The 25,879-nt window shown below is 65.8% G+C and carries 18 protein-coding genes; 9 read left to right on the forward strand and 9 right to left on the reverse strand.

Annotation, left to right across the window (positions count from 1 at the left end):
* The first annotated feature begins 101 nt into the window (after nucleotides 1-101).
* Entirely contained in the window at nucleotides 102-1,652 is a 1,551-nt protein-coding gene (locus SCA01S_RS07635) for a tryptophan halogenase family protein (RefSeq protein WP_084390844.1), read from the forward strand.
* An 81-nt stretch (nucleotides 1,653-1,733) separates the two neighbouring features.
* On the opposite strand, the gene SCA01S_RS07640 is transcribed toward SCA01S_RS07635, so the two are convergent.
* Nucleotides 1,734-2,924, reverse strand: a complete 1,191-nt coding sequence (locus SCA01S_RS07640; RefSeq protein WP_107716300.1) for an ROK family transcriptional regulator — start codon at nucleotides 2,922-2,924, stop codon at nucleotides 1,734-1,736.
* A 228-nt stretch (nucleotides 2,925-3,152) separates the two neighbouring features.
* Here SCA01S_RS07640 and SCA01S_RS07645 point away from each other — a divergent pair, with 228 nt between their 5' ends.
* Nucleotides 3,153-5,723, forward strand: a complete 2,571-nt coding sequence (locus tag SCA01S_RS07645; protein ID WP_157088890.1) for a glycoside hydrolase family 3 protein — start codon at nucleotides 3,153-3,155, stop codon at nucleotides 5,721-5,723.
* 68 nt (nucleotides 5,724-5,791) lie between these two features.
* Here the strand turns inward: SCA01S_RS07645 and SCA01S_RS07650 are convergent, their stop codons facing one another.
* Complete coding sequence (locus SCA01S_RS07650) at nucleotides 5,792-7,081, reverse strand: sugar porter family MFS transporter (protein ID WP_022675343.1); 1,290 nt, start codon at nucleotides 7,079-7,081, stop codon at nucleotides 5,792-5,794.
* A gap of 215 nt (nucleotides 7,082-7,296) precedes the next feature.
* On the opposite strand from SCA01S_RS07650, the gene SCA01S_RS07655 reads away from it, so the two are divergent.
* From SCA01S_RS07655 to SCA01S_RS07665, 3 genes are read left to right on the forward strand one after another with little or no spacing between them, the layout of a single operon-like run.
* Nucleotides 7,297-10,728: a glycosyl hydrolase 2 galactose-binding domain-containing protein gene (locus tag SCA01S_RS07655; protein ID WP_084390845.1), complete on the forward strand. Its 3,432-nt coding sequence runs from the start codon at nucleotides 7,297-7,299 to the stop codon at nucleotides 10,726-10,728.
* Nucleotides 10,728-12,200: a carboxylesterase/lipase family protein gene (locus SCA01S_RS07660; RefSeq protein WP_062784500.1), complete on the forward strand. Its 1,473-nt coding sequence runs from the start codon at nucleotides 10,728-10,730 to the stop codon at nucleotides 12,198-12,200. Before SCA01S_RS07655 ends, SCA01S_RS07660 begins: the two co-directional genes overlap by 1 nt.
* The gene (locus SCA01S_RS07665; RefSeq protein ID WP_245652486.1) at nucleotides 12,197-12,988 is read left to right on the forward strand and encodes a GDSL-type esterase/lipase family protein; all 792 of its coding nucleotides are present in this window, start codon (nucleotides 12,197-12,199) and stop codon (nucleotides 12,986-12,988) included. Before SCA01S_RS07660 ends, SCA01S_RS07665 begins: the two co-directional genes overlap by 4 nt.
* Here SCA01S_RS07665 and SCA01S_RS07670 read toward each other — a convergent pair.
* Nucleotides 12,981-14,057 carry a zinc-binding metallopeptidase family protein gene (locus SCA01S_RS07670; RefSeq protein ID WP_062784502.1) on the reverse strand — a complete coding sequence of 359 codons (1,077 nt, stop codon included), beginning with the start codon at nucleotides 14,055-14,057 and terminating at the stop codon, nucleotides 12,981-12,983. The genes SCA01S_RS07665 and SCA01S_RS07670 overlap by 8 nt on opposite strands.
* 146 nt (nucleotides 14,058-14,203) lie before the next feature.
* On the opposite strand from SCA01S_RS07670, the gene SCA01S_RS07675 reads away from it, so the two are divergent.
* Complete coding sequence (locus SCA01S_RS07675; RefSeq protein WP_062784780.1) at nucleotides 14,204-14,464, forward strand: hypothetical protein; 261 nt, start codon at nucleotides 14,204-14,206, stop codon at nucleotides 14,462-14,464.
* Between the two features lie 492 nt (nucleotides 14,465-14,956).
* Nucleotides 14,957-15,139 carry a hypothetical protein gene (locus SCA01S_RS22525; protein ID WP_167542871.1) on the forward strand — a complete coding sequence of 61 codons (183 nt, stop codon included), beginning with the start codon at nucleotides 14,957-14,959 and terminating at the stop codon, nucleotides 15,137-15,139.
* A 109-nt stretch (nucleotides 15,140-15,248) separates the two neighbouring features.
* Here SCA01S_RS22525 and SCA01S_RS07680 read toward each other — a convergent pair whose 3' ends face one another.
* From SCA01S_RS07680 to SCA01S_RS07695, 4 genes are all read right to left on the reverse strand, one after another.
* Nucleotides 15,249-15,800, reverse strand: a complete 552-nt coding sequence (locus SCA01S_RS07680) for a hypothetical protein (RefSeq protein ID WP_062784504.1) — start codon at nucleotides 15,798-15,800, stop codon at nucleotides 15,249-15,251.
* A 225-nt stretch (nucleotides 15,801-16,025) separates the two neighbouring features.
* Nucleotides 16,026-18,278, reverse strand: a complete 2,253-nt coding sequence (locus SCA01S_RS07685; protein WP_062784506.1) for a CHASE2 domain-containing protein — start codon at nucleotides 18,276-18,278, stop codon at nucleotides 16,026-16,028.
* Entirely contained in the window at nucleotides 18,275-19,645 is a 1,371-nt protein-coding gene (locus tag SCA01S_RS07690; protein WP_245652487.1) for a FecR family protein, read from the reverse strand. The genes SCA01S_RS07685 and SCA01S_RS07690 overlap by 4 nt, the downstream gene beginning before the upstream one ends.
* A complete protein-coding gene (locus tag SCA01S_RS07695) occupies nucleotides 19,626-20,312 on the reverse strand; it encodes a response regulator transcription factor (RefSeq protein WP_022676752.1) in 687 nt (228 codons plus the stop codon). The genes SCA01S_RS07690 and SCA01S_RS07695 overlap by 20 nt, the downstream gene beginning before the upstream one ends.
* A gap of 237 nt (nucleotides 20,313-20,549) precedes the next feature.
* On the opposite strand from SCA01S_RS07695, the gene SCA01S_RS07700 reads away from it, so the two are divergent.
* On the forward strand, nucleotides 20,550-22,028 hold the full coding sequence (locus SCA01S_RS07700; RefSeq protein ID WP_062784508.1) for a sensor histidine kinase: 1,479 nt from the start codon (nucleotides 20,550-20,552) through the stop codon (nucleotides 22,026-22,028).
* 18 nt (nucleotides 22,029-22,046) lie between these two features.
* Here SCA01S_RS07700 and SCA01S_RS07705 read toward each other — a convergent pair whose 3' ends face one another.
* Both SCA01S_RS07705 and SCA01S_RS07710 read right to left on the reverse strand, forming a co-directional pair.
* Entirely contained in the window at nucleotides 22,047-23,774 is a 1,728-nt protein-coding gene (locus SCA01S_RS07705) for an alpha-glucosidase (protein ID WP_157088891.1), read from the reverse strand.
* Between the two features lie 128 nt (nucleotides 23,775-23,902).
* Entirely contained in the window at nucleotides 23,903-24,592 is a 690-nt protein-coding gene (locus SCA01S_RS07710) for a TetR/AcrR family transcriptional regulator (RefSeq protein ID WP_084390846.1), read from the reverse strand.
* 107 nt (nucleotides 24,593-24,699) lie between these two features.
* Between SCA01S_RS07710 and SCA01S_RS07715 the strand changes: the two genes are divergently transcribed.
* A complete protein-coding gene (locus tag SCA01S_RS07715; RefSeq protein ID WP_062784512.1) occupies nucleotides 24,700-25,878 on the forward strand; it encodes an efflux RND transporter periplasmic adaptor subunit in 1,179 nt (392 codons plus the stop codon).
* Nucleotide 25,879 lies beyond the last annotated feature (1 nt).

The following is a 25,879-nucleotide window of genomic DNA, read 5'->3' on the forward strand; positions in this document are numbered from 1 at the left end:
TCGAACCAAAGAGGATCTTTTCACGAGCCTCCTGACTGACCCGCCGTCCAACTTCTCCCCTGGGCGGCGGGTCTTTTCGTTTCAACCACACGAGTGTTGCCATGACCGACATGCCAGCCGCCCAGCACGCCAAGCCCATCCGCCAGATCGTGATCGCCGGCGGCGGCACGGCGGGCTGGATGGCTGCCTGCTATTTTTCCGGCCGGCTGGCGCGGCAAGGCGTGGCCATCACCGTGGTGGAATCCAGCGCGATCGGCACGGTGGGCGTGGGCGAAGCCACGGTGCCGGGCATCCGCGACTATTTCCGTGCGATCGGCGTCGAAGATATCGACGTGCTGCGCGCCACTGGCGGCACGGTGAAACTGGGCATCGAGTTTCGCGATTGGGCCCAACCCGGCAGCCGCTTCTTCCATCCGTTCGGGCTCTATGGCGTGCCCTCACGCGGGGTGCCGTTTCACCAATACTGGCTCAAGCTGCAGCATGCCGGCGAGCCGACCGACCTTGCGGCGTACAGCCTGTGCAGCGCGCTCGCGCAGCGCGGCGCGTTCATGCTGCCGCCTGACAAGCCGGTGAATGACCTGGCGGTGTTTGATTGGGCGGTACACTTCGACGCCATCCGCTTTGCCGCGACGTTGCGCGATCGCGCGCTGGCGCAGGGCGTGCGCCACATCGATGACGTGATCAATGACGTGGCGTTGGATGCGCAGACCGGCCATATCGCGCATCTGGTAACAAAGGATCACGGCAGCGTTGCCGGCGACCTGTTCATCGACTGCACGGGCTTTCGTTCACTGCTGCTGGGCAAAGCGCTGGGCGTGGGGTGGACCGACTGGACCGATCTGTTGCCGTGCGACCGCGCGGTGGCCATTCCCTGCGCCGCCGATGCCACGCGCGATTGGCCCTATACCGTCAGCACCGCGCAAGAGGCCGGCTGGCAATGGCGCATCCCGCTGCAGCATCGCGTGGGCAATGGCTATGTCTATTCGAGCGCGATGCTATCGGATGACGAGGCCACGGCCAAGCTGCTGTCACGCCTGGAAGGTGAAGCCCTGGCCGAGCCCAACCTCATCCGCTTTGGCGCCGGGCATCGCCAGCGGTTCTGGGCGGGCAACTGCGTGGGCATGGGCTTGGCGGCGGGGTTCCTGGAGCCGTTGGAATCGACCAGCATCACCCTGATCCAGACGGCGATCGAACGCCTGGCAGAATTCTTTCCCGATGCCACGTTCGATCCGGCGCTGGCCGACGAATTCAACCGCGCCACCACGCTGGAATATGCCCGCATTCGCGATTTCCTGATCTTGCATTACCTCGGCAACCGGCGCGTGGGCGAGCCGTTCTGGGACCGCCTGCGTGAGGCGGACGTGCCCGAGATGCTGGCCCACAAGCTGCGCCTGTTCCGCGCACGGGGGCGGCTGGTGCGATATGAATGGGAAAGCTTTCTCGATCCCAGTTGGCTGTCGATGTACGCCGGGTTCGACTGGCTGCCCCCAGCACACGATCCCATGGCCGATCACTTTACCAATGCGGAGATCAGCGAGGCGCTGCGCCGCATGCGTGAAACCGTGGCGGGTGCCGTGGCCGAGGCACGGCCACACCGCGATTTCATTGCGCATATCACCGGCGGCACACCGGCCGGCCCGTTGGCCGCCTGAACCCGCGCCCGCCCGTTTGCACCAAGGATGATGCCGCCATGGATGGCCTGCGCCCGGCCAGCAGCCTTGCCGCCCTGCAGCTCAGCCCTGGGCGTCTGCCGTCCACAGCACGCGCGCGGCGGGCAACAGGAAATGGCTGAACGGCAGGATCGCCGCGCCCACCGCCGGTGCATCTTCGGCCAGCCAGGCACGCTGGACCAGCGACAGCGCCGGAACATGCGCGCCACGCCGCTGCAACAGCTGATTCAGCCGATCGGCCAGCGCATCGACCCAGCGCCCCGGCAACCGGCCGCCGACGAAAATCGCCGCCGGGTTGATCAGGCAGTTCACCGCGATGAGGGGATCGCACAACTCTTCGGCGGCGCCTTCCACCCAGGCAGCCATGGCACTGGCGAGACGAGGATCATCCGGGTTGCCGCGCAGATCAGCCTCGGTCAGGCCGACCGCACCAAGGGCACGGCGCACGCCCGAAAGCGAGACGAGATCCTGCACCGGGTGCGGGGCCTGTCCTTCCCGCCGCGCCAGCATGAAGCCGATTTCGCCGCTGCGGCCATTGGCGCCGCGAAAATAGGCGCCATCCACGACCAGGCCACCGCCCAGCCCGGACGAAACCAGGATGTAGAAAAAGCTGGAGCACGTCTGGCCGTGGCCCAGTTGCTGTTCACCCATCGCGGCCGCGGCAGCATCATTTTCAACGAAGATCGGCAGTTCGAACGGGCCACGAAACAGGTCGGCAATATCGGCAGTTTCCCAGCAGGCGAAATCGGCAGGCCGGCCCGGCAGATCGACCAGGCCGAAATCGTCGGGCTTTGCCACCCCCAGCCCAACCAGCCGCGCCGGCTCGACCCCGGCCTCGTCCAGCAGGCGGCGGATCGATCCGCGATAGAGCGCCTGGACATCGGCTGGCATCGGGAAGGCAATGTCCTGGGTAATGCCGGCAACCACCGCGCCGGCAAAATCCACCACGACCAGCGTGATGTGATCGCGATCGATGTTGACGCCAATGGCATAGCAGGCCGACCGGTTGATCACCAGGCGCGTGGCGGGCTGGCCGCGTCCGCCGCGCCGCTGGCCGGCATCCTCGATCAGGCCATCTGCCATCAGACGCTTGGTAATGTTGGCGATCGCCGGCGGGGTGAGCCCGGTGATGCGGGCCAGATCGATGCGGGTAAGCGGGCCGTTGACGCGGATGGCATGCAGCGTGACGCGCTGGTTGTGATCGGCCGCACGCTCAAGGTTCGTGCCCGACAGGCGGATCTGATCGCTGGCCATTATGCCGCCCGCCCCTGTGGGGTTGCCGTCCGGGGCGGTTTCAACCTGTTCATCGTGCCTCGATCCCATGTGTTTCTATTGCCACGCACGGCCTGCGAAACAAATGCGAAAAGCGGGGCATTTGCGCGCAAATTTCATGCATCAGCCTGTCGGTTATGCCCGACTTTGGCACAGCCCCTCGTGAAAACCAAAAAATATTTAAACTTGTTTTAATTAAGGATGCCCGGAATGCCTGTAAATCGTTTTCGCCTATCAACTTACCTGTCGACAGCGGCTGCACTGGCCTTTGGCCTGGGCCTGTCGTGGGGTGGCGCGGCCTGCGCGCAGACTGCGCCGAGCGAGGCTGCCCTTCCAGCGGCCGCTGCCAGCGCCGTGGCCCACCCCGCGCTGTGGCCCCAGGCCCGCTGGCCCTGGCGCCAGGATGCCGCGATGGAAGCCCGCATCGATGCGCTGATCAAGCGGATGACGCTGGAGGAGAAGGTTGGCCAGATCCTTCAGGCCGATCTTTCCACCGTCACGCCCGACGACGTGCACCGCTATCACCTGGGATCGGTGCTCAATGGCGGCAATGCCGGGCCGGGCGGCAATGACTATGCCCCGGCGCCCGAATGGCTCAAGCTGGCGGACGCGTTCTATGATGCCTCTGTCGACAAGCGCGATGGCGGCGTGGCCATTCCGGTGATGTGGGGCACCGATGCCGTGCACGGGCACAGCAACATCGTGGGCGCCACGCTGTTTCCCCACAATTCCGCACTGGGCGCCACGCACGATCCCGCGCTGCTGCAACGCATCGCGGCGGTGACCGCCACCGAAGTGCGCGTGACTGGCATCGACTGGACCTTTGCCCCGACCATCACCGTGCCGCAGGACACCCGCTGGGGCCGCGCCTTTGAAGGCTATTCCGAAGATCCGGCGTTGGTGGCCAGCTATGCCCGGCCGTTCATCGAAGGGCTGCAGGGCAAGCCCAATTCCGGCCCGCTGCTGGCCGGGCCGCACGTGATCGCCACGGCCAAGCATTTCCTGGCCGATGGTGGCACGTTCGAAGGGCGCGACCAGGGCGATGCCGTTGTCGACGAGGCAACACTGATCAAGGTGCATGCCCAGCCCTATGTCAGCGCGATCGACGCCGGGGTGCTGTCGATCATGGCCAGCTTTTCCAGTTGGCACGGTGTGAAGATGACCGGCAACAAGAGCCTGCTGACCGACGTGCTCAAGAAGCGCATGGGCTTTGCCGGCCTGGTGGTGAGCGACTGGAACGCGCATGGCCAGGTGGCCGGGTGCAGCAACGCCTCGTGCCCGCAGGCAGTGAACGCCGGGATAGACATGCTCATGGCGCCCGATAGCTGGAAGGCGCTCTATCACAGCCTTATCGCGCAAGTGCAGGATGGCACGGTGCCGATGGCGCGACTGGACGAGGCCGTGGGCGCGGTGCTGCGCGTCAAGATGCGCGCTGGCCTGTTCAGCGCGGGGCGCCCGTCTTCCCGCCCCTATGCCGGGCAGTTCGATCTGCTGGGCAGCGCCCCCCACCGCGCGGTTGCCCGCCAGGCGGTGCAGGAATCGCTGGTGCTGCTCAAGAACGAAGGCGGCCTTTTGCCGCTGTCGCCCAAGGCGCGCATTCTGGTCGCTGGTGATGGCGCCAACGACATTGCCCGGCAATCGGGCGGGTGGACGCTTTCGTGGCAAGGCACCGGGCTTGATCCCAAGCTGTTCCCCGGCGCCACCACGCTGTGGCAGGGCATCGATACAGCAGTGCGCGCGGCAGGCGGGCAGGCCACGCTTTCGCCCGATGGCAGCTTTGCCGGGCAAAAGCCCGACGCGGCGATCGTGGTCTTTGGCGAAACGCCCTATGCCGAATTCCAGGGCGATCTGCGCAGCCTGCAGCTCAAGCCCGATCTGCGCGCGCCCTTGGAAACCATGCGCAAGCTCAAGGCCGCCGGCGTGCCGGTGGTGGCGTTGATGCTGACCGGGCGGCCGCTCTATGCCAACCCGTTCCTCAACCTGGCAGATGCCTTTGTCGTGGCGTGGTTGCCGGGATCGGAAGGCGAAGGCGTGGCCGATGTGCTGCTGCGCGGCAGCGATGGCAGCGTGGCCCACGATTTCACCGGGCGCTTGCCGTTCCGCTGGCCGATGACCGCAGTGCCGGGCGGGGCAACGCTTTATCCGCTGGGCCATGGTCTGTCGCTCAAGGCCAAGGCGCCGCGCTGGGTGCCCCTGCCCGAGCAATCGGGAGTGGACGACAGCGCCGGCAGCACGACCGAGTATTTCCAGAAAGGCGTGCCCACGCCAGGCTGGTCACTGGAAATCCAGAATGCCGGCACCGGCGGGGTGACGCGGATCACCAGCGTGCCCGCCACGGTGGCCGATAGCGGCGTGGCCATCACCGCCAGCGATTACCAGGTGCAGGAAGGAGCGCGGACCTTTGCCTTTTCCGGCAGCAAGGGCACCGCGGCGCTGGCGCTCACCACCCACGCCCCGGCAGACCTCTCGCGCGAGACCAACGGCGAGATGATGCTGGTGACCACGATCCGCGTGGATGCGGCGCCCACCGCGCCGGTTACCCTGGCGATCGACAGCGCCGGAAAGGCCACCAGCCTGTCGCTGGGCAAGCTCGACATGCTGCCGCGCGGCACCTGGACGACGCTGGGCATTCCGCTGCAGTGCCTGCGCACGGCAGGGGCGCGGATGGATGCGGTCGACGCGCCGCTGATCCTGTCAACCGGCGGGGCGATGACGATCAGCCTGGCCCGGGTGAAGCTGGGGATGGATGCGCAAGTGCGGCTGCCCTGCGCCACGCATTGATCGCCGCGCCAAGCCCTGCTGGCGCATGACGCGGGCCGGGACGATCCCCGGCCCGCGCCCATGCACGGTCAGTGCGAAAGCCGCGCGGCCAGTTCCTCGAGATCGACGCCGCGCGTTTCGGGGAAGAAGCGCCAGACCACCACCGCCTGCACCGCCATGGCCAGGGCAAAGACCACGAAAGGCAGGCTCTGGGTGAACTGCGCGACCACCGGGAAGGCAAAGCTGATCGCGGCGTTGAGCACCCAGTGCGTGGTGCTGCCCAGCGCCTGACCGCGTGCGCGCACCGGCGTGGGAAATATTTCCGACAGATAGACCCAGATCACCGCCCCTTGGGAAAAGGCAAAGGCAGCGATGAACAGCACGAGCAAAGGCAACAGGAACTGCGCGCCGCTGCCCGTGGCATAGATCGCCGCCACGCCCGCCAGCGCCAGCGTGGTGCCGATCGCGCCGGTGAGCAGCAGCGGGCGACGGCCCACGCGATCGATCACCGTCATCGCCACCATGGTGGCAACGAGGTTGGTCAATCCGATGGCCACCGCCTGAAGATCGGCGGACACGCCGGTGAAGCCGGCCGCAGCGAAAATGTCGTTGAGGTAATAGAGAATGGCATTGATGCCGGAAAGCTGGTTGAACGCGGCAATCGCGATCGCCAGCAGGATCGGCCGGCGATGGCGCCGCCAATCGAGGCGTGCATCGGATTGATCGGTGCTGGCCAGCGCCATGGCATCGAGGCCAAGCCGGTCTGCCGCCACCCGTGCCTGCGCCCCACGCCCCTTGCTCGCCAGCCAGCGCGGGCTTTCGGGAATGCCGGGCAGCATCACCGCAAAGAACAGCGCCGGCAGGGCCGCGATGCCAAGCTTGGCCCGCCAGGCGATGTCAGCCGGAAGCGCCAGCGCCAGCAGCCAGTTGCTGCAATAGGCAAGCAGGATGCCGGCAACGATGTTGAACTGGAACATCGCCACCAGCCGGCCACGCCGGGCCGCGGCGCTGACTTCGGAGATATAGACCGGCGCCAGCACCGACGAGCCGCCGATGGCAAGGCCGCCCAGAAAGCGAAAGGCCACAAACAGCGCCATCCCGCCCGCCAGGGCAGAACCGATCGCCGAAACGAGATAAGCGACACCGATCCAGGTCAACACCCGGCGGCTGCCCAGGCGATCGCCCAGCCCGCCGGCCACACTGGCCCCCACCAAGGTACCCCACAGCGCGGCAGAAACGGCAATGCCCAGCCCCGTGGCGGAAAGTGCGAAATGCTGGCGCAACGCCTCGGTCACGCCGGAAATCACCGCCGTGTCGAACCCGAACAGCAGGCCAGCCAGGCTGGCCGCGACGGCTGCCCTCACGGCCGCCTTCGGCATCGGCTGCAGAGCCCCTTCCCCAAGGCCGCTACCGCCCTCGAAATTCGCATGCATCGCGCTCTCCCAATCATTAATTCAATTTGACTTATTAATTCGGTTTGCGTCAGAAAGGAACCGACGATGATGGGCTGGCGACCGCGACGACGGGCCATCTCATGCACCGGTGCCAACACCCGGCCAAGCGGGTGACGCGCCGACCAGGAGAGGGATTTTCGATGCGTTTTGCCACAAGCCTGCTTGCTGCCACGATTCTGGGTGGAATGCTGGCCCCGGTCGCGGGTGCTGCGCCTGTGACCAACGGCGGCCCGTGGAATGCTGCCCTGATGCAAGGCGGCATCGGCATCACCCGCGAGGTGCCGACTACGGCTGCGGTGCTGGCCCCGCATGCCCCCACGGCCCTGGCCGCCTGGGTGCGCCCGCAGGCCATACAAAGCGGCACTGTGGTGCTGCTGTCGCTGGGCGATCCGGCCACGGCCTGCCGCTGCCTGGCCCTGATCGATGGCAAGCCGGCGCTGCGCATCGGATCGGCGATGATCGTGGCGCCCCGTGCGATTGTCGCCGGGCGGTTCACCCATGTGGCCGCCAGCTGGGATGGTGAACGCGCCACGCTCTATGTCGATGGGCAGGAAGTGGCGCGCGGCGCCTTGGCCGATGCCGGTGCCTTGGCGCCCCGCCTGGCAGTCGCCCCTGCCATGCCCGGCGCGCCGCACTTTGGCGGCGACCTGGTCGATGCCCGGATCGAGGATGGTGCGCTGCCGCTGCCCGCCGTGCAGGCGCTGGTTGCCACCCGGCCCGATTTCGATCTGGTGCAGATGTGGCACGTGGGGGTTGGTTGGGAATTCCAGAAGACCGCCAACACCGGCTATTGGCGGCAGCAGGACCCCTGGACACTGCCCCAGGCCAAAGGCGGCTTCTCCGCACCGGTGGCCAAGCCCGTGCCGGCTGCCGCCGTGGTTCAGCCGCTGGCCGATGGCGTGTGGCGGATCAACGGCTGGCAACTGGCTGGCGCGCCCGATGTGCCGGGTGCCGATGGGCCCACGCTTTCGCGCCCGGGCACGCCCAAGGGCCAATGGCGCGCAGCGACCGTGCCAGGCACGGTGCTGACCACGCTGGTCGATCGCGGGGTCTATCCCGATCCCTATTATGGCCTCAACAACCTGCGCATTCCCGAAAGCCTGGCGCGGCAGGATTGGTGGTATCGCACCAGCTTTACCGTGCCGGCGGATGCGGCGGGCAAGCGCCTGGCGCTGCGCTTCAACGGCATCAACTATGCCGCCGAAATCTGGGTGAACGGGCAGAAGCTGGGGCAGACCAAGGGCGCCTTTGCCCGGGGAGAGTTCAAGCTGGTGCCCGTGGCCGGTGAAAACGTGATTGCGGTGCGGGTTTCGCCGCCGCCGCATCCGGGCATTCCGCACGAACAGTCGATCGCCGCCGGCGTGGGTGAAAACGGTGGCCAGCTGGCGATCGATGGCCCCACGTTCGTGGCCACCGAAGGGTGGGATTGGATTCCGGGCATTCGCGATCGTGACACCGGGCTGTGGCAGGACGTGCAACTGCGCGCACGCGGCGATGTGCGCCTGCTCGACAGCCAGGTTGTGACCGACCTGCCCCTGCCCCGCACCGACAGCGCTGACGTGCTGATTACCGTGCCCCTGCGCAACGATGGCACGACACCGCGCACCGTGACGGTGCGCGCCGCGTTTGACAATGTCAGCGTGGAACGCACCCTAACGCTCGCCCCAGGTGAAGGCGAAGTGCGCTTTACCCCCGCCGATTTCCCGCAACTGCGCATCAAGAACCCGCGCCTGTGGTGGCCCAACGGCTATGGCGAGCAGGCCTTGCACCCGCTGCATATCACCGCCACGGTCGATGGCGCGGTGTCAGACCGTGCCGAGACGCGCTTTGGCATTCGCGAGGTTTCCTATGACCTGTCGCTGATGGATCACGCTGGCGCGCTGCGCCGGGTCAACGTGCAGCCCACCGACGGGCGCCTTGCCGGCACCAAGCTGATCGACGTGCGCCACGAGGCAATCAAGGAAACCCCGCGCGGCTGGGTGGAATCGCTCACGCTGGCAGGTGAAACATCGTCTGGCGTGCAAGCGCTGGGCGCGGCCGACACCCTGCCCGAACCGCACCTGACGATCCGCGTCAACGGCGTGAAGATCGCGGCGCGCGGCGGCAGCTGGGGCATGGACGACGCGATGAAGCGCGTTTCGCGCGAACGGCTGGAGCCGGCCTTCCGCCTGCACAAGGAAGCCCATCTCAACATCATCCGCAACTGGATGGGCACCAGCACCGAGCCGGAATTCTATGACCTGGCCGATGAGTACGGCATGATGGTGCTCAACGATTTCTGGCAATCGACCCAGAATTTCCAGGTGGAGCCGCAAGACCCACAGCTGTTCCTGGCCAATGCCGAAGACGTGGTGAAGCGCTATCGCAACCACCCCTCGATCATCATCTGGTTCGGCCGCAACGAAGGGGTGCCCTATCCCACGCTAAACGAAGGGCTGGACGACCTGCTGTTCAAGCTGGACGGCACCCGCTGGTACACCGGCAGCTCCAACACCGTGAACCTGCAGGGATCGGGCCCCTACAACTATCGCCAGCCGCAGGGCTATTTCACCGATCTGGCCACCGGCTTTTCGGTTGAAACCGGCACGCCCTCGCTGGCTACGGCAGCCGCGATCGCGCAATATGTGCCCGAGGCCGATCGTTGGCCGCTGAGCGATACGCTGGCCTATCACGACTGGCATTTTTCAGGGAACGGCGACACCAAGACGTTCATGGAAAGCCTGAACCGCCGGTTCGGCGCGGCCACCAGCTTTGCCGATTTCGAGCGCAAGGCGCAGATGATGAACCTGGAAACCCACCAGGCCATGATCGAGGGTTTCCTGGGCCATCTCTGGACCAAGAACAGCGGGCGCCTGTTCTGGATGACCCATCCGTCCTGGCCATCGAACGCCTGGCAAATCTACAGCTCTGACTTTGACACCCACGCCGCCTATTACGGCGCGCAGCGTGCCGCCCGGCCGCTGCACGCGCAGCTCAACCTGCCCGACAATGCGCTGGTGCTAGTCAACACCACGCAGGACGATGCCAGGGGACTGACGGTGACCAGCACGGTGACAGACCTGGCCGGCAAGGTGCTGTTCACGCGGCGCGACCGTGCCGACGCGCTGGCCAACCGCGATACCACGCTCAAACCCCTGCCGCTCGACACGATCTTTGCGTCGGCGCCGATGGTGCTCGTCAGCCTCAAGATCACCGATCGTGCCGGCAAGGCGGTCAGCGACACGGTCTATTGGCGCGGCAAGGACGAGGATGCCTATCGCGCGCTCAATGCCATGGGCGCCGCGCCGCTCGCGATCAAGACCGGCGCCCCGCAGGACAGCGGCAGCGAACGGGAAATGGCCATCACGCTGACCAACAGCAGCAGCACGCCGGCTCTCAACACCCGCGCCACGCTGGTGGATGCGGCTGGCAAGCGCATCCTGCCGGCCTATTACAGCGACAACTATGTTGCGGTCATGCCGGGCGAAAGCCGCACCATCACGGTGCGTTGGCCGGCCAGCGCCGGCACGGCGGCGGCGGTGACGCTGGAAGGGTGGAACGTGCCGGCCGCGCAACAGGGTCTGTCGCAGTAATGCGGCTGCGGCATGGCCTGGCCGCGCTGGCGCTGGCTGCTTCCCCGGCATGGGCAGCGCCCGGCGCCGGGCACCCTGTCGCGCTGACGCAAAGCGGGCCGGTGGTCGGCACGGCCGATGCCGATGGCGTGACGCGCTTTCGCGCCGTGCCCTATGCCGCACCGCCACTAGGCCCGCTGCGCTGGCAACCGCCGCAGCCGGCGCCGGCGTGGCAGACCCCGCGCGACGCCACCGCGCCAGGCGCAACATGCCTGCAAAACGATTACGGCTGGAACCACGCCGACTATGTGCGCGGCAACGAGGATTGCCTCACGCTCGATATCGCCAGCCCGGCGCTGGCGGGCAAGCGCCCCGTCATGGTGTGGATCCATGGCGGCAGCAACCGCGCGGGATCGGCCGGGGGCACGGTGTTGAGCGACCTGGCGCGCCACGGCGTGATACTGGTGGCCATCCAGTACCGGCTTGGCATCTTTGGCTTTCTGCCGCACCGCGCGCTGGCGGCAGAGCGCGATGGCAAGACCGGCAACTATGGCCTGATGGACCAGATCGCCGCGCTGCGCTGGATCAAGGCCAATATTGCCCGCTTTGGCGGCGATCCCACTCGGATCATGATCTTTGGCGAAAGCGCCGGCGCCGAAGACGTGGGCTATCTCCTTGCCAGCCCGCAAACGCCCGGCCTGTTCCAGGCCGCCGCCTTGCAAAGCGGCACCCCTGGCTTTGGCCTGCCGCCGCGCCCGTTGGCCGAGGCGCTGCGCCTGGGTGACCAGCTCGACGCCCAACTGGGCACTGATGGCAGCGCCGCGCCGCTGCGCGCGGCATCGCCGCATGCCCTGCTCGATGCAGACAAGGCGCTGCACGACAGCGCGCTGGAAAGCGACGATTTCATGTGGCTGCGCGCCACGGTAGATGGCGCCGTGCTTCCGGCCGCACCCGAAGCCCTGCTGGCCAGCGCGCCACCGCGCCCGGTGATCCTGGGTTCCAATCGCGCGGAATTTGGCCTGCCCGGTGGCCGCCCGCATCGCGATGCCAACGTGGCCATGGCCTTTGGCCCCAATGAAGCGCAGGCGCGCGCGTTCTATCGGCTGGATCAACCCGATCCGCCCGAAGACCCACGCCTGGGCAGCCGCGATTTGCAGATCGCTACCGACATTCTGTTCCGCTGCCCCACCGGGCGCATGGCCGATCTCCTGGCCGCGCATGGCTGGCCGGTGTGGCGGTACGAATTCGATATCGGGCCAGGTGGCGCGCGCAGCTTCCACGGCGCGGACATCGGCTATATCCACAATGCCACGCCGCTTGCCGATGGCAGCACGTTGCAAGCCCACTGGATCGCGCTGGCGCAACACGGCGCGCCACTCGCGGGATGGCCAGCCTATGCGCCAAAGCGCAGCCACCTCGTGATCACCGCGCAAGAAACCAGCACCGGCCAGGCGCTGGCGGATACACCCTGCCGTTGGAGCCGCTATCTGTGACCATTCCCGCCAATCGTCGCCGCTTTCTGGGCCTGATCGCCTCTGCGCCATTGGGTGTCGCCGGCGCCAGTACCGCCGCCCGCGCGGCCCAGCCCGTGCTGATGCCTGGCGCCCCGCCAGCGCCCACCCCTGCACCCGTCACGCTGACCGAGGACGAGCGCCGCCGACTGACCGACTTTCCTTGGCTGGCCCGCTATGCTGAAGACAATGCACGCATCACCGCCGCCGCCACGCCGGTAAAGCTGGTCTTCATGGGCGACAGCATCACGCAGGGCTGGCCTGACAAGCACCCCGCCTTCTTTGCGGCAGAGGGCCGCGTCTGCCGGGGAATCAGCGGCCAGACCACGCCGCAGATGGTGCTGCGCATGATGGCTGACGTCATCGCGCTCAAGCCCCGCGCGGTGCACATCATGGCCGGTACGAACGACATTGCCGGCAATACCGGCCCGATGACCCTGCAGCAGACGCAGGATAACCTCGCGGCCATGGCCACCCTTGCCCAGGCCAGCGGCATTGCCGTGCTGCTGGCCTCGGTGCCACCGGCTGCACGGTATTACTGGCGCCCGGGCCTGGATACGGTGACCCCGATTGCGGCGATCAACCAGTGGCTAGCCAACTATGCCGCCACGCACGGGCACACCTTTGTCGATTACCACGGCGCGATGCAGGATGGCGCAGGCGGCATGCGGCCGGGCCTCGCCTATGACGGCGTGCACCCGACCGAGGCCGGCTATACCGTGATGGAGCAGGTGCTCTCGCCCATCCTGGCAGCGAAAGGCTTTAGCTGACCCGCGCGGCTGCCACGGTTTGCTGGATGAAAGACAGCTTGGCGATGATCGCGTCAGACAAGTGGAAGGGATAGAGGTCTGCCTGCCCCATCGCCCGGTTCACCGCGTTCATGGCAAAGGACACCGGCGCCATTTCCGCGGCCAGAGCCGCGGCATCGGCACGATAGGGATCGAACTCCACCGCCACCTGGCCATCGCCATCATGCCCGCCAAACGCCGTGAGCGACAGGTCAAAGCCGCGCGCCGTTGCCAGCACATCGACGATGTGCAGGTAGTGGGCAAAGGTTTCGGCAAAATCCTCCCACGGGTGGCTGGTGGCATAGGCGCTGACGAAGTCCTCGGTCCACGGCTGCGCGCCACCGCCATAGTGCGCGGCGAGCGCGGCAGCGTAATCGGCGCGTTCGTCTCCGAACAGGGCGCGGCAAGCTTCCAGTGTCGCGGGATCGGTCGCGACCAGGCGTGACCAGAAATGGTGCCCCACCTCGTGCCGGAAATGGCCGAGCAAAGTGCGATAGGGTTCTCCCATGTCGAGGCGGACCTGCTCGCGATGGGCATCGTCAGCCTCGGCCACGTTCAACGTGATCAGGCCTTCGTCGTGGCCGGTGATGATCTTTGGGCCACTGCCCGCAGCGCCAGGCTCGCCATAGAGGAAATCGAAAGCCAGCCCCTGCCGTTCCGGCGTTTCCTCTGCCTTGGTCTCCAGCGGCAGGCCAAGGCGGATCAGCGTGTGGAACAGGCGGCGTTTGGCCTCTTCCACCTTGGCCCACAGCGGCGGCACGGCGGGATCGGCCAGATCGGGAATGGTGCGGTTGTGCCGGCAGGCACGGCACATGCCGCCCGGCGCATCGCGCGTGGTCAGCCAGTTGCAGATGCCGAAATCGTTGTTGTTGGCGCAGACCACCAGATCGGCCGAAGTCTCGGTGCGATCCTTCCACGTGGTGCCCTCTTCCGCCAGATAGCGAAAGCGGTCGATCGCAGGGTCATAACCCAGCGTTGCGGTGCAGGCAGGGCAGACCCGCACTTCGAAATGGTTGAGGCGCAGGCATTGAGGGCAGGCAAACGGGCGCATCGGTGGCTCCGGGCTTGGCGGGGAGTGACAGGCGGCTTGCCTTGCCAGCACTACGCCGCGTACCTGCCCTGGTTCCAAGGGCCCGGCGATCTTGCCGGCGCAGAGCGGTTGCGATGGCGCGTAGCTTTCGGCACAAGGCCGCCGCGATGAAGAAGAAACGCCGCTATCTCACTGCCACGATGCCCGATGGCTACGTCAAGACGATCGGCCCGACCACCGACAGCTTTACCCATTACTGGCGGATCGTGGCGGAGCTGGAAAACGGCAAGACCGAGGTATTCTGGGGCCACACCCGATCCTTGGCCGAGGCGCGCCGCAAGGAGGCCCCGACGCGCGAGGCAGCACGCATGCGCGGCTGGAAAAGCCACAGGTTCGAGATTGCCGAACTGGTGGAAACACCGGCCTGAACGGCCACGCTGGCGCAGCGCTCATCCAAACTGCTCCTGATCGGATGATGTTCGCAGCCAAATGATCCGAAATTGACATTCCTTTACAAGCGCGAGCCGGACCGATGTGCGATGGCAATCGGAGGGGATGGATCGGGGTATCGGTAGTGTCTACAAGCATGCACAGCACGGATTGGCACAGCACAGATTGGGCACACGCCAGCGCGGATGACGCCCTGGCGTCTCGCGCAAAGGCACCCAATGGCCGCAAGTTGGCTTATATCGTTGCCCTGAACATGGCGCTGTGGGGCGCCATGCTCGTGGCAGCCTGGCTCGTGGCGCACGGCTGACGCAACGCGACAACAACCGCCTGTTGCCTTTCCACCGGATCAAGGCGCTGGTTTGCCAGATGTTTGCGTGACGGGCGATGCCAAGAACCTCGCCTGCACCAGTGCCGCCCCCCACGACGCAAATCGGAGTTGCGAAAACAGCTAAGGTCGGGCTTCGGGAAAGGTGACAATGACCGGATGTGTCTGGATCGAGAGCATCCAGAACACCACCACGCTTACCAGGCCCAAAGCACCCCAGACGAATTTGCGCGCGCGAAAATCAGCGATCGCGCTCGCCAAACACTATGCACTGTCGCCTAAAATCGCAATGCCCCAGATCATCAAAGTCAACATGCTGCTGACGTAAAACGCCTTGCCGTGCCCAGCAATGTATCAAGCCTGGACCCAATACTGTGGCACTACTTCTGCCTGAAAAATTACGCTACCTTCGCCGCGTTGCAAATTCAGGCCTACAGCTATCGCGGTATCATCGCGGCGATGATATAGTTTACCAGATTCCGCTGTGCCGGCGCGAGCCGCACCGCCAGCATGGTGGCGTTGTTGTCCGCATCCATCCACACCAGCCCGTTAATCGGGTCCGCCGATGGACGCAGGCGTGTCATGGTGCCAAGGCCTTCGCGATGGGCGGGGGTTTCGAACGTCACATAATTCCGATTTATCCGCAGGATGCGATCATGCGGATAGGGGCCGAAAGGGAACTGGCGACGCGGCGCGATGCCCTCTGCTATGACGGATTCCACGAAAGCCTTGCGATCGGGAAACAGGCGGGCCGCAATGCGCGCCGCTTCGAACCGGCCAGACGTATCGCCCAGCGAGATGCTGACCTGGATGGCGGGCCCGATCAGTTTGGCCGAAAATGGATCGGCGCCAAGCCCCGTGGGCGAAAGCATCAGCACGGAACCGTTGGAGCCATAGAGTTCAAAGCAGCGCCAGCCGCGCGGCGCCAGAACGCCGCCGGTGGTATTGCTGGCATACCAGGCCAGCCGTGGTGCCAGTTGCGCTGGCACTTTAGGGGCATGGTCATCATTCCTTGGGGCCGCCAGCGGGCCGGTTTGCCCGTCTGACCGGCACCCCACGAAGGGCACGGGCAAATCTTTAGCCCAGGCTGGTGTGCTTGCAGCCGCAATCGCCATCGCCAGCATGATCGCCAACCGCATGCACGCCTCCCCTTTGTGGGAACTGGCCCTAAGGTGACCAAAGCTAACACCAGGCATGGGCCGGGGTCCAGCCGCTCAATCCTTGATCGGCAGCGCCAGCGTGAACGTGGTGCCCCTCCGCGGCTCGGTCTCGCACGAAATCACGCCGTGGTGGCGCACCATCACGGTGTGCACGAAGCTAAGGCCAAGACCCGCGCCGCTGGTCTTGGGGCCAAGGCCCACCGGGCCACGGGCAAACCGTTCGAACATGCGCGCGCGCAGGTCTTCATCCATGCCGCAGCCCTGATCGGCGATCGTGCACAGACCCCAGGCGCTGCCATCGGCACGGACCTGGCGTGTCAGCGTGCAGGTGATGGTGGTGCCATCGGGGCTGTATTTGATGGCATTGCCGATAACGTTGCCCAGCGCGCGCGTCAGCAGGGATCGCTCCCCCATCACCAGCATCTGCTCGTCGCCATGGGTAACGATCTCGATCGCCTTGGCGCGCGATTGCGGCCAGAGATCATCGATCGCGTCGATCAGCATGTCACCCAGCTCGACCTCTTCCAGCGTATACTCAAGGTATTCCGCGCGGGCGAGTTGCACGAAACCATCGGCCAGGCGCAGTGTGCGCTCGGCATAGTGGCGGATGGCACTGGCTTCTACCGGAGCGATGCGATCGGCCGGCGCGGTTTCCAGCACCGCCAGGATGGAGGCCTGGGGCGAGCGCATATCGTGCGTCAGGAGTTGCACCACGTCGTCACGCTGGCGCTGCGCGGCCTTGGACTCGCTGATGTCGACAAACCGGATGATCCAGCCGGCACGCTGGCCATCGGCCTGCGTCTGCGGGGCCATGCCCACCAGGTAGAAATGCGCCTGATCGCGCTGTACTTCGTGTGTCGCAGGCTCTTCCGCTTCCGGCGGGAATGGCACCGGGTTGCCGCTACCAACCAGGCGCACCGCCGATAGCAGGGCCTGGGCCTGGGTAGCGCCGGGAATAATGGTATGCCCAAAGGTGGTGAACAGGCGATGGGCGGCGGCGTTGGCCATCACGATGCGGCCGGGCAGATCGGCCACCAGGGTGGCGTCGGGCAACTGGTCCAGGCGATCGGCCACGAAGTGCTGCATCTCGCGGTTGCGGGCGATGGCCGCATGCAACAGCGCGATCGTGCCGGCGACGCCGTGCTTGACCGACCCCACCAAGGCCACGCGGGGCAGTATCGATGGCTCTTGCTCAAGCCGCAACAACTGCACGCGCATGAACTGCTCGATCACGGCAAGCTGTCGCCAGCCCCACAGGGGATAGGCGACGGCAAGCCCGGCGAGTGCCGCCCCGGGCGGCAACCACAAGCGCCACACCAAGAGGCACAGCGCCGCGATCGCAACCACCACTCCGGCGCAAAGCGCAAAGACCACCATGGCCGGCATCCGTCGCCATGGGCCCAGGCCGATCATCAGCACCCACAGTGGCATCAGCCCCAGGCCAAGCCGCGCCGGCATGCCGGCCGGGCGGATCATCGTGCGGCTGATCAGGCCGTTCACCAGATTGGCTTCGATTTCCAGGCCAGACATGACACTGCCGGTGGGTGTGGGATAGCGGCTGCCGAGCCCCGTGGCAGTGGCGCCGACCAGAACCACGCGATCCCGCAGCAGTTCGGGCGGTACTTGCCCGGCCAGCACGGCCGCGGCCGAAACACCCGGCCAGTGCCCGCCGCCAGCGCCGAACGGAATCAGGCGCGCGCCCACCGGCATCGCAAGATGATCAGCGGGTGTTGCCGGGCTGGTGGCAGCCATCGCGGCCAAGGCCATGAGGTGCTGCGCCGGCCCGGCGGCAACCGTGGCAGACCGCACAACGCCATCGGCGTCAGGATCGATCGTGGCATAGCCGATGCCGCTTGCGGCCTGACGCACGGGCGCGATAGGCAGCAAAGGCGCCGCGGCCACACCGGAAAGGCCGGACGCGGGCGGCACCATCGGCAGGAAGATCGGCCGGGCCGCGGCGACCGAGCCGGCCAGCAGCGCATCGACGGCCGGATCGCCTGGTTCGGTAAACAGCACGTCATAGGCAATTGCACGCGGCTGCCCCGCCTTGATCCGGTCGATCAGCGCGGCATGGATGCACCGGTTCCAGGGCCAACGTCCCAGCCGCGCAATACTTTCATCATCGATTTCAACCATCAGCACCGACTGCCCCGGCGCCGGTGCGCCCAGTTGCAGCAGGCGATCGTAGAATGCATTGTCGAGCCGCAGCATCGTGCGGTCGGCGGTCAGCACGATGACCAGCACGCTTGCCGCCAGCAGGATCAGCCACCACTGCGTGCGCAGTTTCAGCTGATGGCCCAGGCTCACCAGGATGCCTCGATCCGCACGTCCTGATAATCGGTCCAGCGCGACACGGTATGCCCGTCGACGATCTCGTCCATCAACACGCGCCAGCGATAGCGGCCAGGGGCCAGAGCGAGACCGACCAAGGCGTGGCTGGAAAGACCGTCTCGGTCGATCGTCGGACGGTCTTCGCGGCCAGGCTTGGCCAACTGGAAGCGGAAGGTGGCGCGGCTTTCATGCGCCGGGTCCCAGTGGAACACATACTGGCGCACCGGGCCATTCCAGCTTTCTTCCACCGACAGGCGCAGGCTGTTTTCCCTCCGCCGCTCGAATTCGGCGAGCGCCGGCTTGCCTTCCAGCCCATGACCATCGATCGCGGTAGCGCGGACGAAATAGCGTCCATCGGGCAGACCTGCCAATTGCGCCGAAGATCCGGCCACGACGGTTTCGTCCAGCACTTTGAGGAACTGGGCATCGGTCGCCAGTTGCAGGTGATAGGCCCGCGCGCCCGGCAAGGCTTGCCAGGAAAAGCGCAGATCCGCATCAGTTTGCGGGGCTGCCGCATCAACCAGCAGCGGCGGCGGCAACAGCGCGATCGGCTCATCCAGATCGCTCGCGGAACCAAAGCCGGCAGGCAGCACCTGCGCGCTGCGCCCCTGGGTATCGAAACCCACTTTGCCTTCCAGCACCTCGCTCGTCGCACGGTGTGCATCGGCGTCATAGCTCATGCGGAAACGGGTGCCGCGCACCGAGGTGACGGCGCCGGGCGTGGCGAACTGAAACGTGCTGGCCGGATCGGTCATCGGCGTGACGGCGGCGCTCGCCCGGCCCCGCTCGATCGCGAACAGGCGCTCCACATGTCGATCCAGCACCACCTTGCGCAGGCGGCGCACCCGCACGGCCGATTGCGATGGCAGCGCGATGCTTGTGTCATCGGGCAGCGTGACGGTGACGAACGAGCGCTGCCCGGTTTCGAGCAGCATGCCCTCGGTCACCGGCATGCCATTGGCCGCCGGCCGGCCATCGATGCGCACCGCGCCGCGCCAGCTCAACACCGTACCCCGGACCGCTTCCTGCTTGAGCAACACGCGAGGGATCAACAGCGTTTTGCCAATGGGCAGGCGCAGCGGATCGGCCACGTGGTTGAGCTGCTGGACCGTGCGATAGGTCTCAGGCCGAATCAGATAATCGCTGGCCAGGCGGAACAGGTTGTCACCCGACCGCACGAGGTAGCGCACCATGTCATCCGGGGCGGGCGTCAACAACGCATTGTCGGGCGCCGATGCAGCATGCGCGGCGCAAGGAGCCAAGCACGCCACCAGCGACAGCGACTGCGCAAGGGCGAGCGCAAGGCGTGGCCGGGCCACGGCGTCAGGCAGCCAGCGCTTCAAGGCGATATCCATAGGCATAGATCGGCACCAGCTTGAAGCCATTGCCGGGCCGCAGGTTGAGCTTGGTGCGGATGTTGGAGATATGCGCATCCAGCGTGCGCGTGGGCAGATCGGGATTGCGGCCCCACAGCGCCTCGAAGATATAGGCGCGCGACAAGGCACGGTGCATGTTGCGGAAGAGCAGGAGCGCCAGCGCAAATTCCTTGGCCGTGAGGGCAACCGGCTGCCCCTCCAGCTCCACCGTATCGGCGCGCGTGTCGAACTTGTAGGGGCCAAACTGTTCGACCATGGGGCTGGTCGAAGGATAGGCGCGGCGCACCAGGGCGTTGACCCGCGCCTTGAGCACGGCCGGCGCCACTGGCTTGATCACATAATCGTCTGCGCCGGCAGAAAGCCCGGCCACGATGTCTTCCTCGGCCGAGCGGCTGGTGAGCATGAGTGCGGGCGGCGGCACTTCCAGGTTGCCGCGTGTCCATTCGATGATGGCAAGCCCGGTCATGCCGGGCACGTTCCAGTCGAGAATCAGCAGATCGTAGGTGGTCCGATGCAGGGCGCGCGTCAGCACCTGCCCGTCGCCGAACACCTCGCAACTGTGCCCCGCCTCGGCCAGGGTCATTTCCACCAACCCGGCCAAGGCCACGTCATCTTCCAAAATCGCTATGCGCACGGCGGCCCTTCTGCGCCCGCAATTCCCGGGCGACCAACCGCCTCCTTAGCAATGCCTGCGCGCAAAGCGAGATAGCGCAAAATCCCTTTGCAATGTTTTACAGCATGCCCGAAAGCTGAAGTCGGCAGACAAAGGCGATCTGGTGTTTTATCGCCCGGAATGACATCTGCCAAAACCGTCTGCACAGCGGCAGATTCATCGCTGCGGGACCGCCGTGCACAATGTTGAGGAAACGGCATGGATCGCCCGCACACGCCAACTGACGCAGCCTTTGAACCGATCGACGAGATCACTATCGTCGATGGCCGTCTGGGCGGGCTGATCGGCGCTGCACCCAATGCCTATGTGCTGTTCCAACCCGATCTGACGATCGCGGGTTGCAACGACGCTTATGTCGCAGCCGTGGGGCGCCCGCGCGAAACCTTCGTCGGCCTGCCATTGTTCGAGGCTTTTCCGGCCGATCCGGACAGCGAAAGCTACCGCCTGCTGCGCAAGTCGCTCCATCGCGTACAGCGCGCCCATGAAACCGATCACATTGCCTTCATCCCTTATGCCGTGGGCGATCCGGGGACAGTGCCGACAATGCGCTATTGGAGCGCGACCCACGTACCGATCATGAGCGCGGACGGCAGGTTGCGCTACATCCTGCAGCACACCGCCGACATCACTGCGCTGCTGACCCAAACCGCCGATACCGGCCGGGCCGCCATCCTCGAGGCAGGCATCCTGATGCGCGCCAACAAGGTGCAGGCCGAAATCGAGCGGATGCGCGACCTGTTCGATCAATCGCCAGGCTTCATCGCCATCCTGCGCGGGCCGGACCACGTGTTCGAAATCGCCAACGCTGCCTACAACCAGTTGATCGGGCATCGACCGCTGTTGGGCCTCCCGCTGCGCGAGGCCTTGCCCGAAGTGGTGGAACAGGGGTTTGTCGACCTGGTGGACGGTGTTTACCGCACCGGGCAGCCCTATATCGGGCGCAGCGCGCTCGTCTCGCTGCAACTGGCGCCGGGCCTGCCGCCGGAAGAGCGCTATCTCGATTTCGCCTATCAGCCGCTGCGCGATGCCGCCGGCGCTGTGCACGGGGTTTTCGTGCAGGGCGTGGACGTGACCGAGCAGCAGCGCGCCGAACAGCGCATGGCCACAATCATGCGGGAAAGCGTGCACCGCATCAAGAACACGCTGGCCATGGCCCAGGCGGTGGTTTCCGCCACGCTGCGCGATGCGCATGACATGGTCACCGCACGCCGTGATATCCTGGCCCGGCTGAGCGTGCTGTCGGTAACGCAGCCGGCACTGATCGAAGGGCACTTGGCGCCGGCCGACGTGGCACTCACGGTGATGGCGGTGATGAAGCTGCATGTCGATCTGTTCGGCCGCATCACCATGGAGGGCCCCAGCGCCGAAATCGCGCCCGCTGCCGCACAGGGGCTGGCCCTGATCCTGCACGAGTTGGCGACCAACGCGATCAAGTATGGCGCGCTGTCATGCGACAGCGGCAATCTGTCTCTCACCTGGCAAACCATCCCGGCGGAAAACCGGGTCGAACTGTTGTGGCATGAAAGCGGCGGCCCAGCCGTGCGCCAGCCAGACCGCAAGGGCTTTGGCACCACCCTGATCGAACGCGCCCTGCCCCGCACCGGTGGCAACCGCGTGGACCTGTACTTTGCGCCGGCCGGCGTGCAGTGCCGGATCAGCCTGGCTCTGCGCGCCTGACGCAGCGGATGCGTCCGTCTATCTGACGCGGAACGCCACCAGGCGGGTGGCAAAGGGCGCCAGCACTGGATTGGCAAGATCAGCGCTGGCGTCGGGCTGGGTCGTCAGCAGCACGCGCCCATCACTGGGCACGTGGCCGCCTGCCCACCCGGAAATGGCGAGGCGCTGTTGGGCAGCGCTCATGTTGAGCAAGACCAGCACGCCCTGGCCCGATCGATCGAGCCGGGCAAAAGCGACGACATCGGCGTTACCGGATTCGAGCGGAACATAGCTGCCCTCGCGCAAGGCAGGCAGATCCCTGCGCAGGGTGAGCAATTGCCGGTACCAATTCAGCATCGAATGCGGATCGGCCGACTGGGCGGCCACGTTGGTGGTGGCAGCAGCCTGGGCCACGGGCAACCAGGGCGATCCGGTCGTGAAGCCGCCGCCAGCCGTGCCTGTCCACTGCATCGGGCTGCGCTCGGGATCGCGCTTGTCCGCTACTACGCGCTTGGGGCCGAGCGGCACGTCCTTGAGTTCCGCCGCGGTCAAATCGGCCATGCCGATCTCTTCCCCGTAATACATCAGCGCGGTTCCGCCGGCGGTCAGCGTCATCGCAGCCGTCAGCCGCGCGATCGCATCATCGTGCACCCCATCGCCAAAGGCAGTCCACTGGCGCGAATGATCGTGGCTGGAAAAGAAGAACACCGGCGGTTGGCCGCGCAGGCGGCTGTGCGCATCGTCCAGCTGGCGCTTGAACACCTTGGCGTCGAGATGGGTGAGATTGCCGTAGAGGAAGTTCATCGGCAGGTTGATCTCGTCCGCCTTGGAACCATAGACCTTGGCGAGGTCATCGATCGTTGGCGTGGAGGATTCACCCAGCAGGATCGCCTGCCCCGGCGCCGCATCCACGATCCGGCGCATCTCGCGCAGGATGGCATGGCTTTCCTCCCGCCCGGAATTATAGGGCTTGAGCCCCACTGATGGGCCGCCCTTCACATCCGGATCGTTGGGCCAGGTTGGATCTTCAAACAGGTACGGCGTGGCATCGAGCCGGAAGCCGCTCGCCCCATGCGCCAGCCAGAAGCGCATGACATCGTGCATGGCCTTTTGCAGGCCGGGGTTGGCCCAGTTCAGATCCGGCTGCTGCTTGAGGAAGATATGATAATAATACTGCTTCGTCGCCGCGTCATATTCCCAGGTTGATCCGCCGAAGATCGATTCCCAGTTGGTGGGCGGCCCGCCATTGGGCGCAGGGTCGTGCCACACATACCAATCGCGCTTGGGATTGGTGCGCGACGCGCGCGCTTCCTTGAACCACGGGTGCTGATCCGACGAGTGATTGAGCACGAAATCAACCAGCACGCGAATGCCGCGCTTGCGCGCCTGCCGGGTCAATTCGTCCCAATCGGCCATCGTGCCGTATTCCGGCGCGACCCCGGTGTAATCGGCGACGTCATAGCCGAAATCGGCATTCGGCGACGGAAAGAACGGCGTAACCCAGATGGCATCGACGCCCAGGTTTTGCAGGTAATCGAGGCGCTGGGTAATGCCCTTGAGATCGCCGATGCCATCGCCGTTGCTGTCCTGGAAACTGCGCGGATAGATCTCGTAGATCACCGCGTGCTTCCACCATGGCGTAGACACAGTCTGAACATCGGTTGCCGGGCGCGCCGCGACGGCAGGGACAAAGGCCAGCGTGCAAATCACCGTTCCCGCTGCCAGCGTGATGGCAAGAGCCCGGAGATGGTGATGCAACGATATCATGCGCGCGGTCTCCGCCAAGGCAACGACAGGAACGTGCCAGCGCCGGATCTTGCCGATTGCACAGCGCTCGCCATGAAACACAGCGTGGCACGGCGCGGCAGGCTATGCAATCGGTTGCAATTCCCCGATCAGGCGAGCTCGGTATTCCGTGCGGCGCTTGGCCGGCAGGCCACGCCGGCCACGGCAGCGGGCGCCCGGTCTGCACCGCGCAGCGCAAGGATCTGCGTCCGGAAAGAGGCAAAGGCCATCTCGGCCATGCGCCGCGCCTCGGCCTCGCCCCGGATGAGATCGTGCTGCATCAGACCCAGCGACAGCATCAGCAGCATGTCGGCCATACAGACACGGGCCGATGCCACGTCATCGCCAGGCAAGAGCACTTCGATCGCGCGGAGCAGGCCGGCGTGCACGGTGTTGTGGCAGCGCTTGAAGATTTCGGCCACCTTGCGATTGCGGGCAGACTCGGCCACGATTTCCGCGATCAGCACGTTGGGACAATCGGGATCGGGTATCAGGAAATCGTGCAACCATTGCCACACTGCCGATTCGTCACGCAGGGCAACGCCCAGCACGATATCACCACGTTCCAAGAATTCGCCGGAGTCAGACGCCACGATCTCGGCGATGATCGCTTCCTTGGACGCGAAATCGCGATAGAGCTGGCCCACGGCCACGCCCGATTCCTTGGCAATCTGAGCCACGCCGGTTGCATGAAAACCGTTTTCTATAAATAGCTTACGCGCAGCAGCAGTAATCTTTTCCCGCCGCTGTGCCGCCTTGCCCCCCGCCCTGAGGCACACTGGCGCCTGATCCGTAGTCATAGCCTCTCTCTACCCAAAATTTCCTGCTTGACCACTGGCCCCCCGGCGCAGTAGCGCAAATTTGTGAGTGATCGTTCACTCTCATACACTGATCGGCAGGATTTTGCATGACATTTTTGCGACGCGTCACCCCGGCGCTGGCTTTGGCCCTTGCGGCATGCGGATCGCAACCCCCAGGCGCGGGCGGTCCCGGCGGGCCAGGCGGCGGCGCTGCGCCTGCCGTTTCGGTGGTGGCAGTGCAGGAACAGCCCCTGCCGATCACGGCCGAATTTCCGGGCCGGACGGTGGCCTATGAAACCTCGGACGTGCGGCCCCAGGTCAACGGCCTGATCCAGTCGCGCCTGTTCACCGAGGGTGATTTCGTGCGCGCCGGCCAGCCGCTCTATCGCATCGATCCCGCGCCCTATCAGGCCCAGGTGATGAGCGCGCGGGCAGCGCTGGCCAAGGCCCGCGCCGCGATCGCGTCGACCCAGGCCCAGGCGAGCCGCTATGGCGAATTGGTCAAGATCAACGCCATCGCCCGCCAAGACTATGACAACGCGGTGAGCACCGCCGGACAGGCCCGGGCCGATGTGGCGGCACAGGAAGCTGCCCTGCGGACCGCGCAGATCGATCTGGCGCGCACGACCATCACCGCGCCGATCAGCGGGCGCATCGGCCGCTCGCTCACCACCACGGGCGGGCTGGTTTCGGCCGCACAGGCCACCGCGCTCACCACGATCCAGCGCATCGATCCGGTCTATGTGGATATTCCCCAATCCAGCGCCGACCTGCTCAAGCTGCGCCGCCAGATCATGGACGGCAAGCTGACCAAGGACGGCAAGGCCAAGGTCCAGTTGATCCTGGAAGATGGCAGCACCTATCCGCTGCAAGGCGACCTCCTGTTCACCGACGTGACCGTGGACCAGGCGACCGGTTCGCAGGTGCTGCGCGCCGTGTTCCCCAATCCGCGCAGCCTGCTGCTGCCGGGCATGTTCGTTCGCGCCCGCCTGGTGCAGGGCACGGTGCAGAATGCCATGCTGGTGCCACAACAGGCGTTGACCCGCGATGAACATGGCAATGCCGTGGTCATGGTGGTTGGCGCGCAGAACAAGGTGGAAGCGCGCCCGGTGCAGACCGGCGGCACGCAGGGTGACAAGTGGATCGTTACCGGCGGGCTGCGCAGCGGCGACAAGGTGATCGTGGAAGGTGGTATGATGCTGCAGCCGGGGATGCCGGTGAATCCGCAGCCCTGGAACCCCAACGCCCCGGCCGGCACAGCACCCAGCCAGGCACAGGGAAAGTAAT

Source organism: Novosphingobium capsulatum NBRC 12533 (assembly GCF_001598375.1).
In the GTDB taxonomy this organism is placed as follows: domain Bacteria; phylum Pseudomonadota; class Alphaproteobacteria; order Sphingomonadales; family Sphingomonadaceae; genus Novosphingobium; species Novosphingobium capsulatum.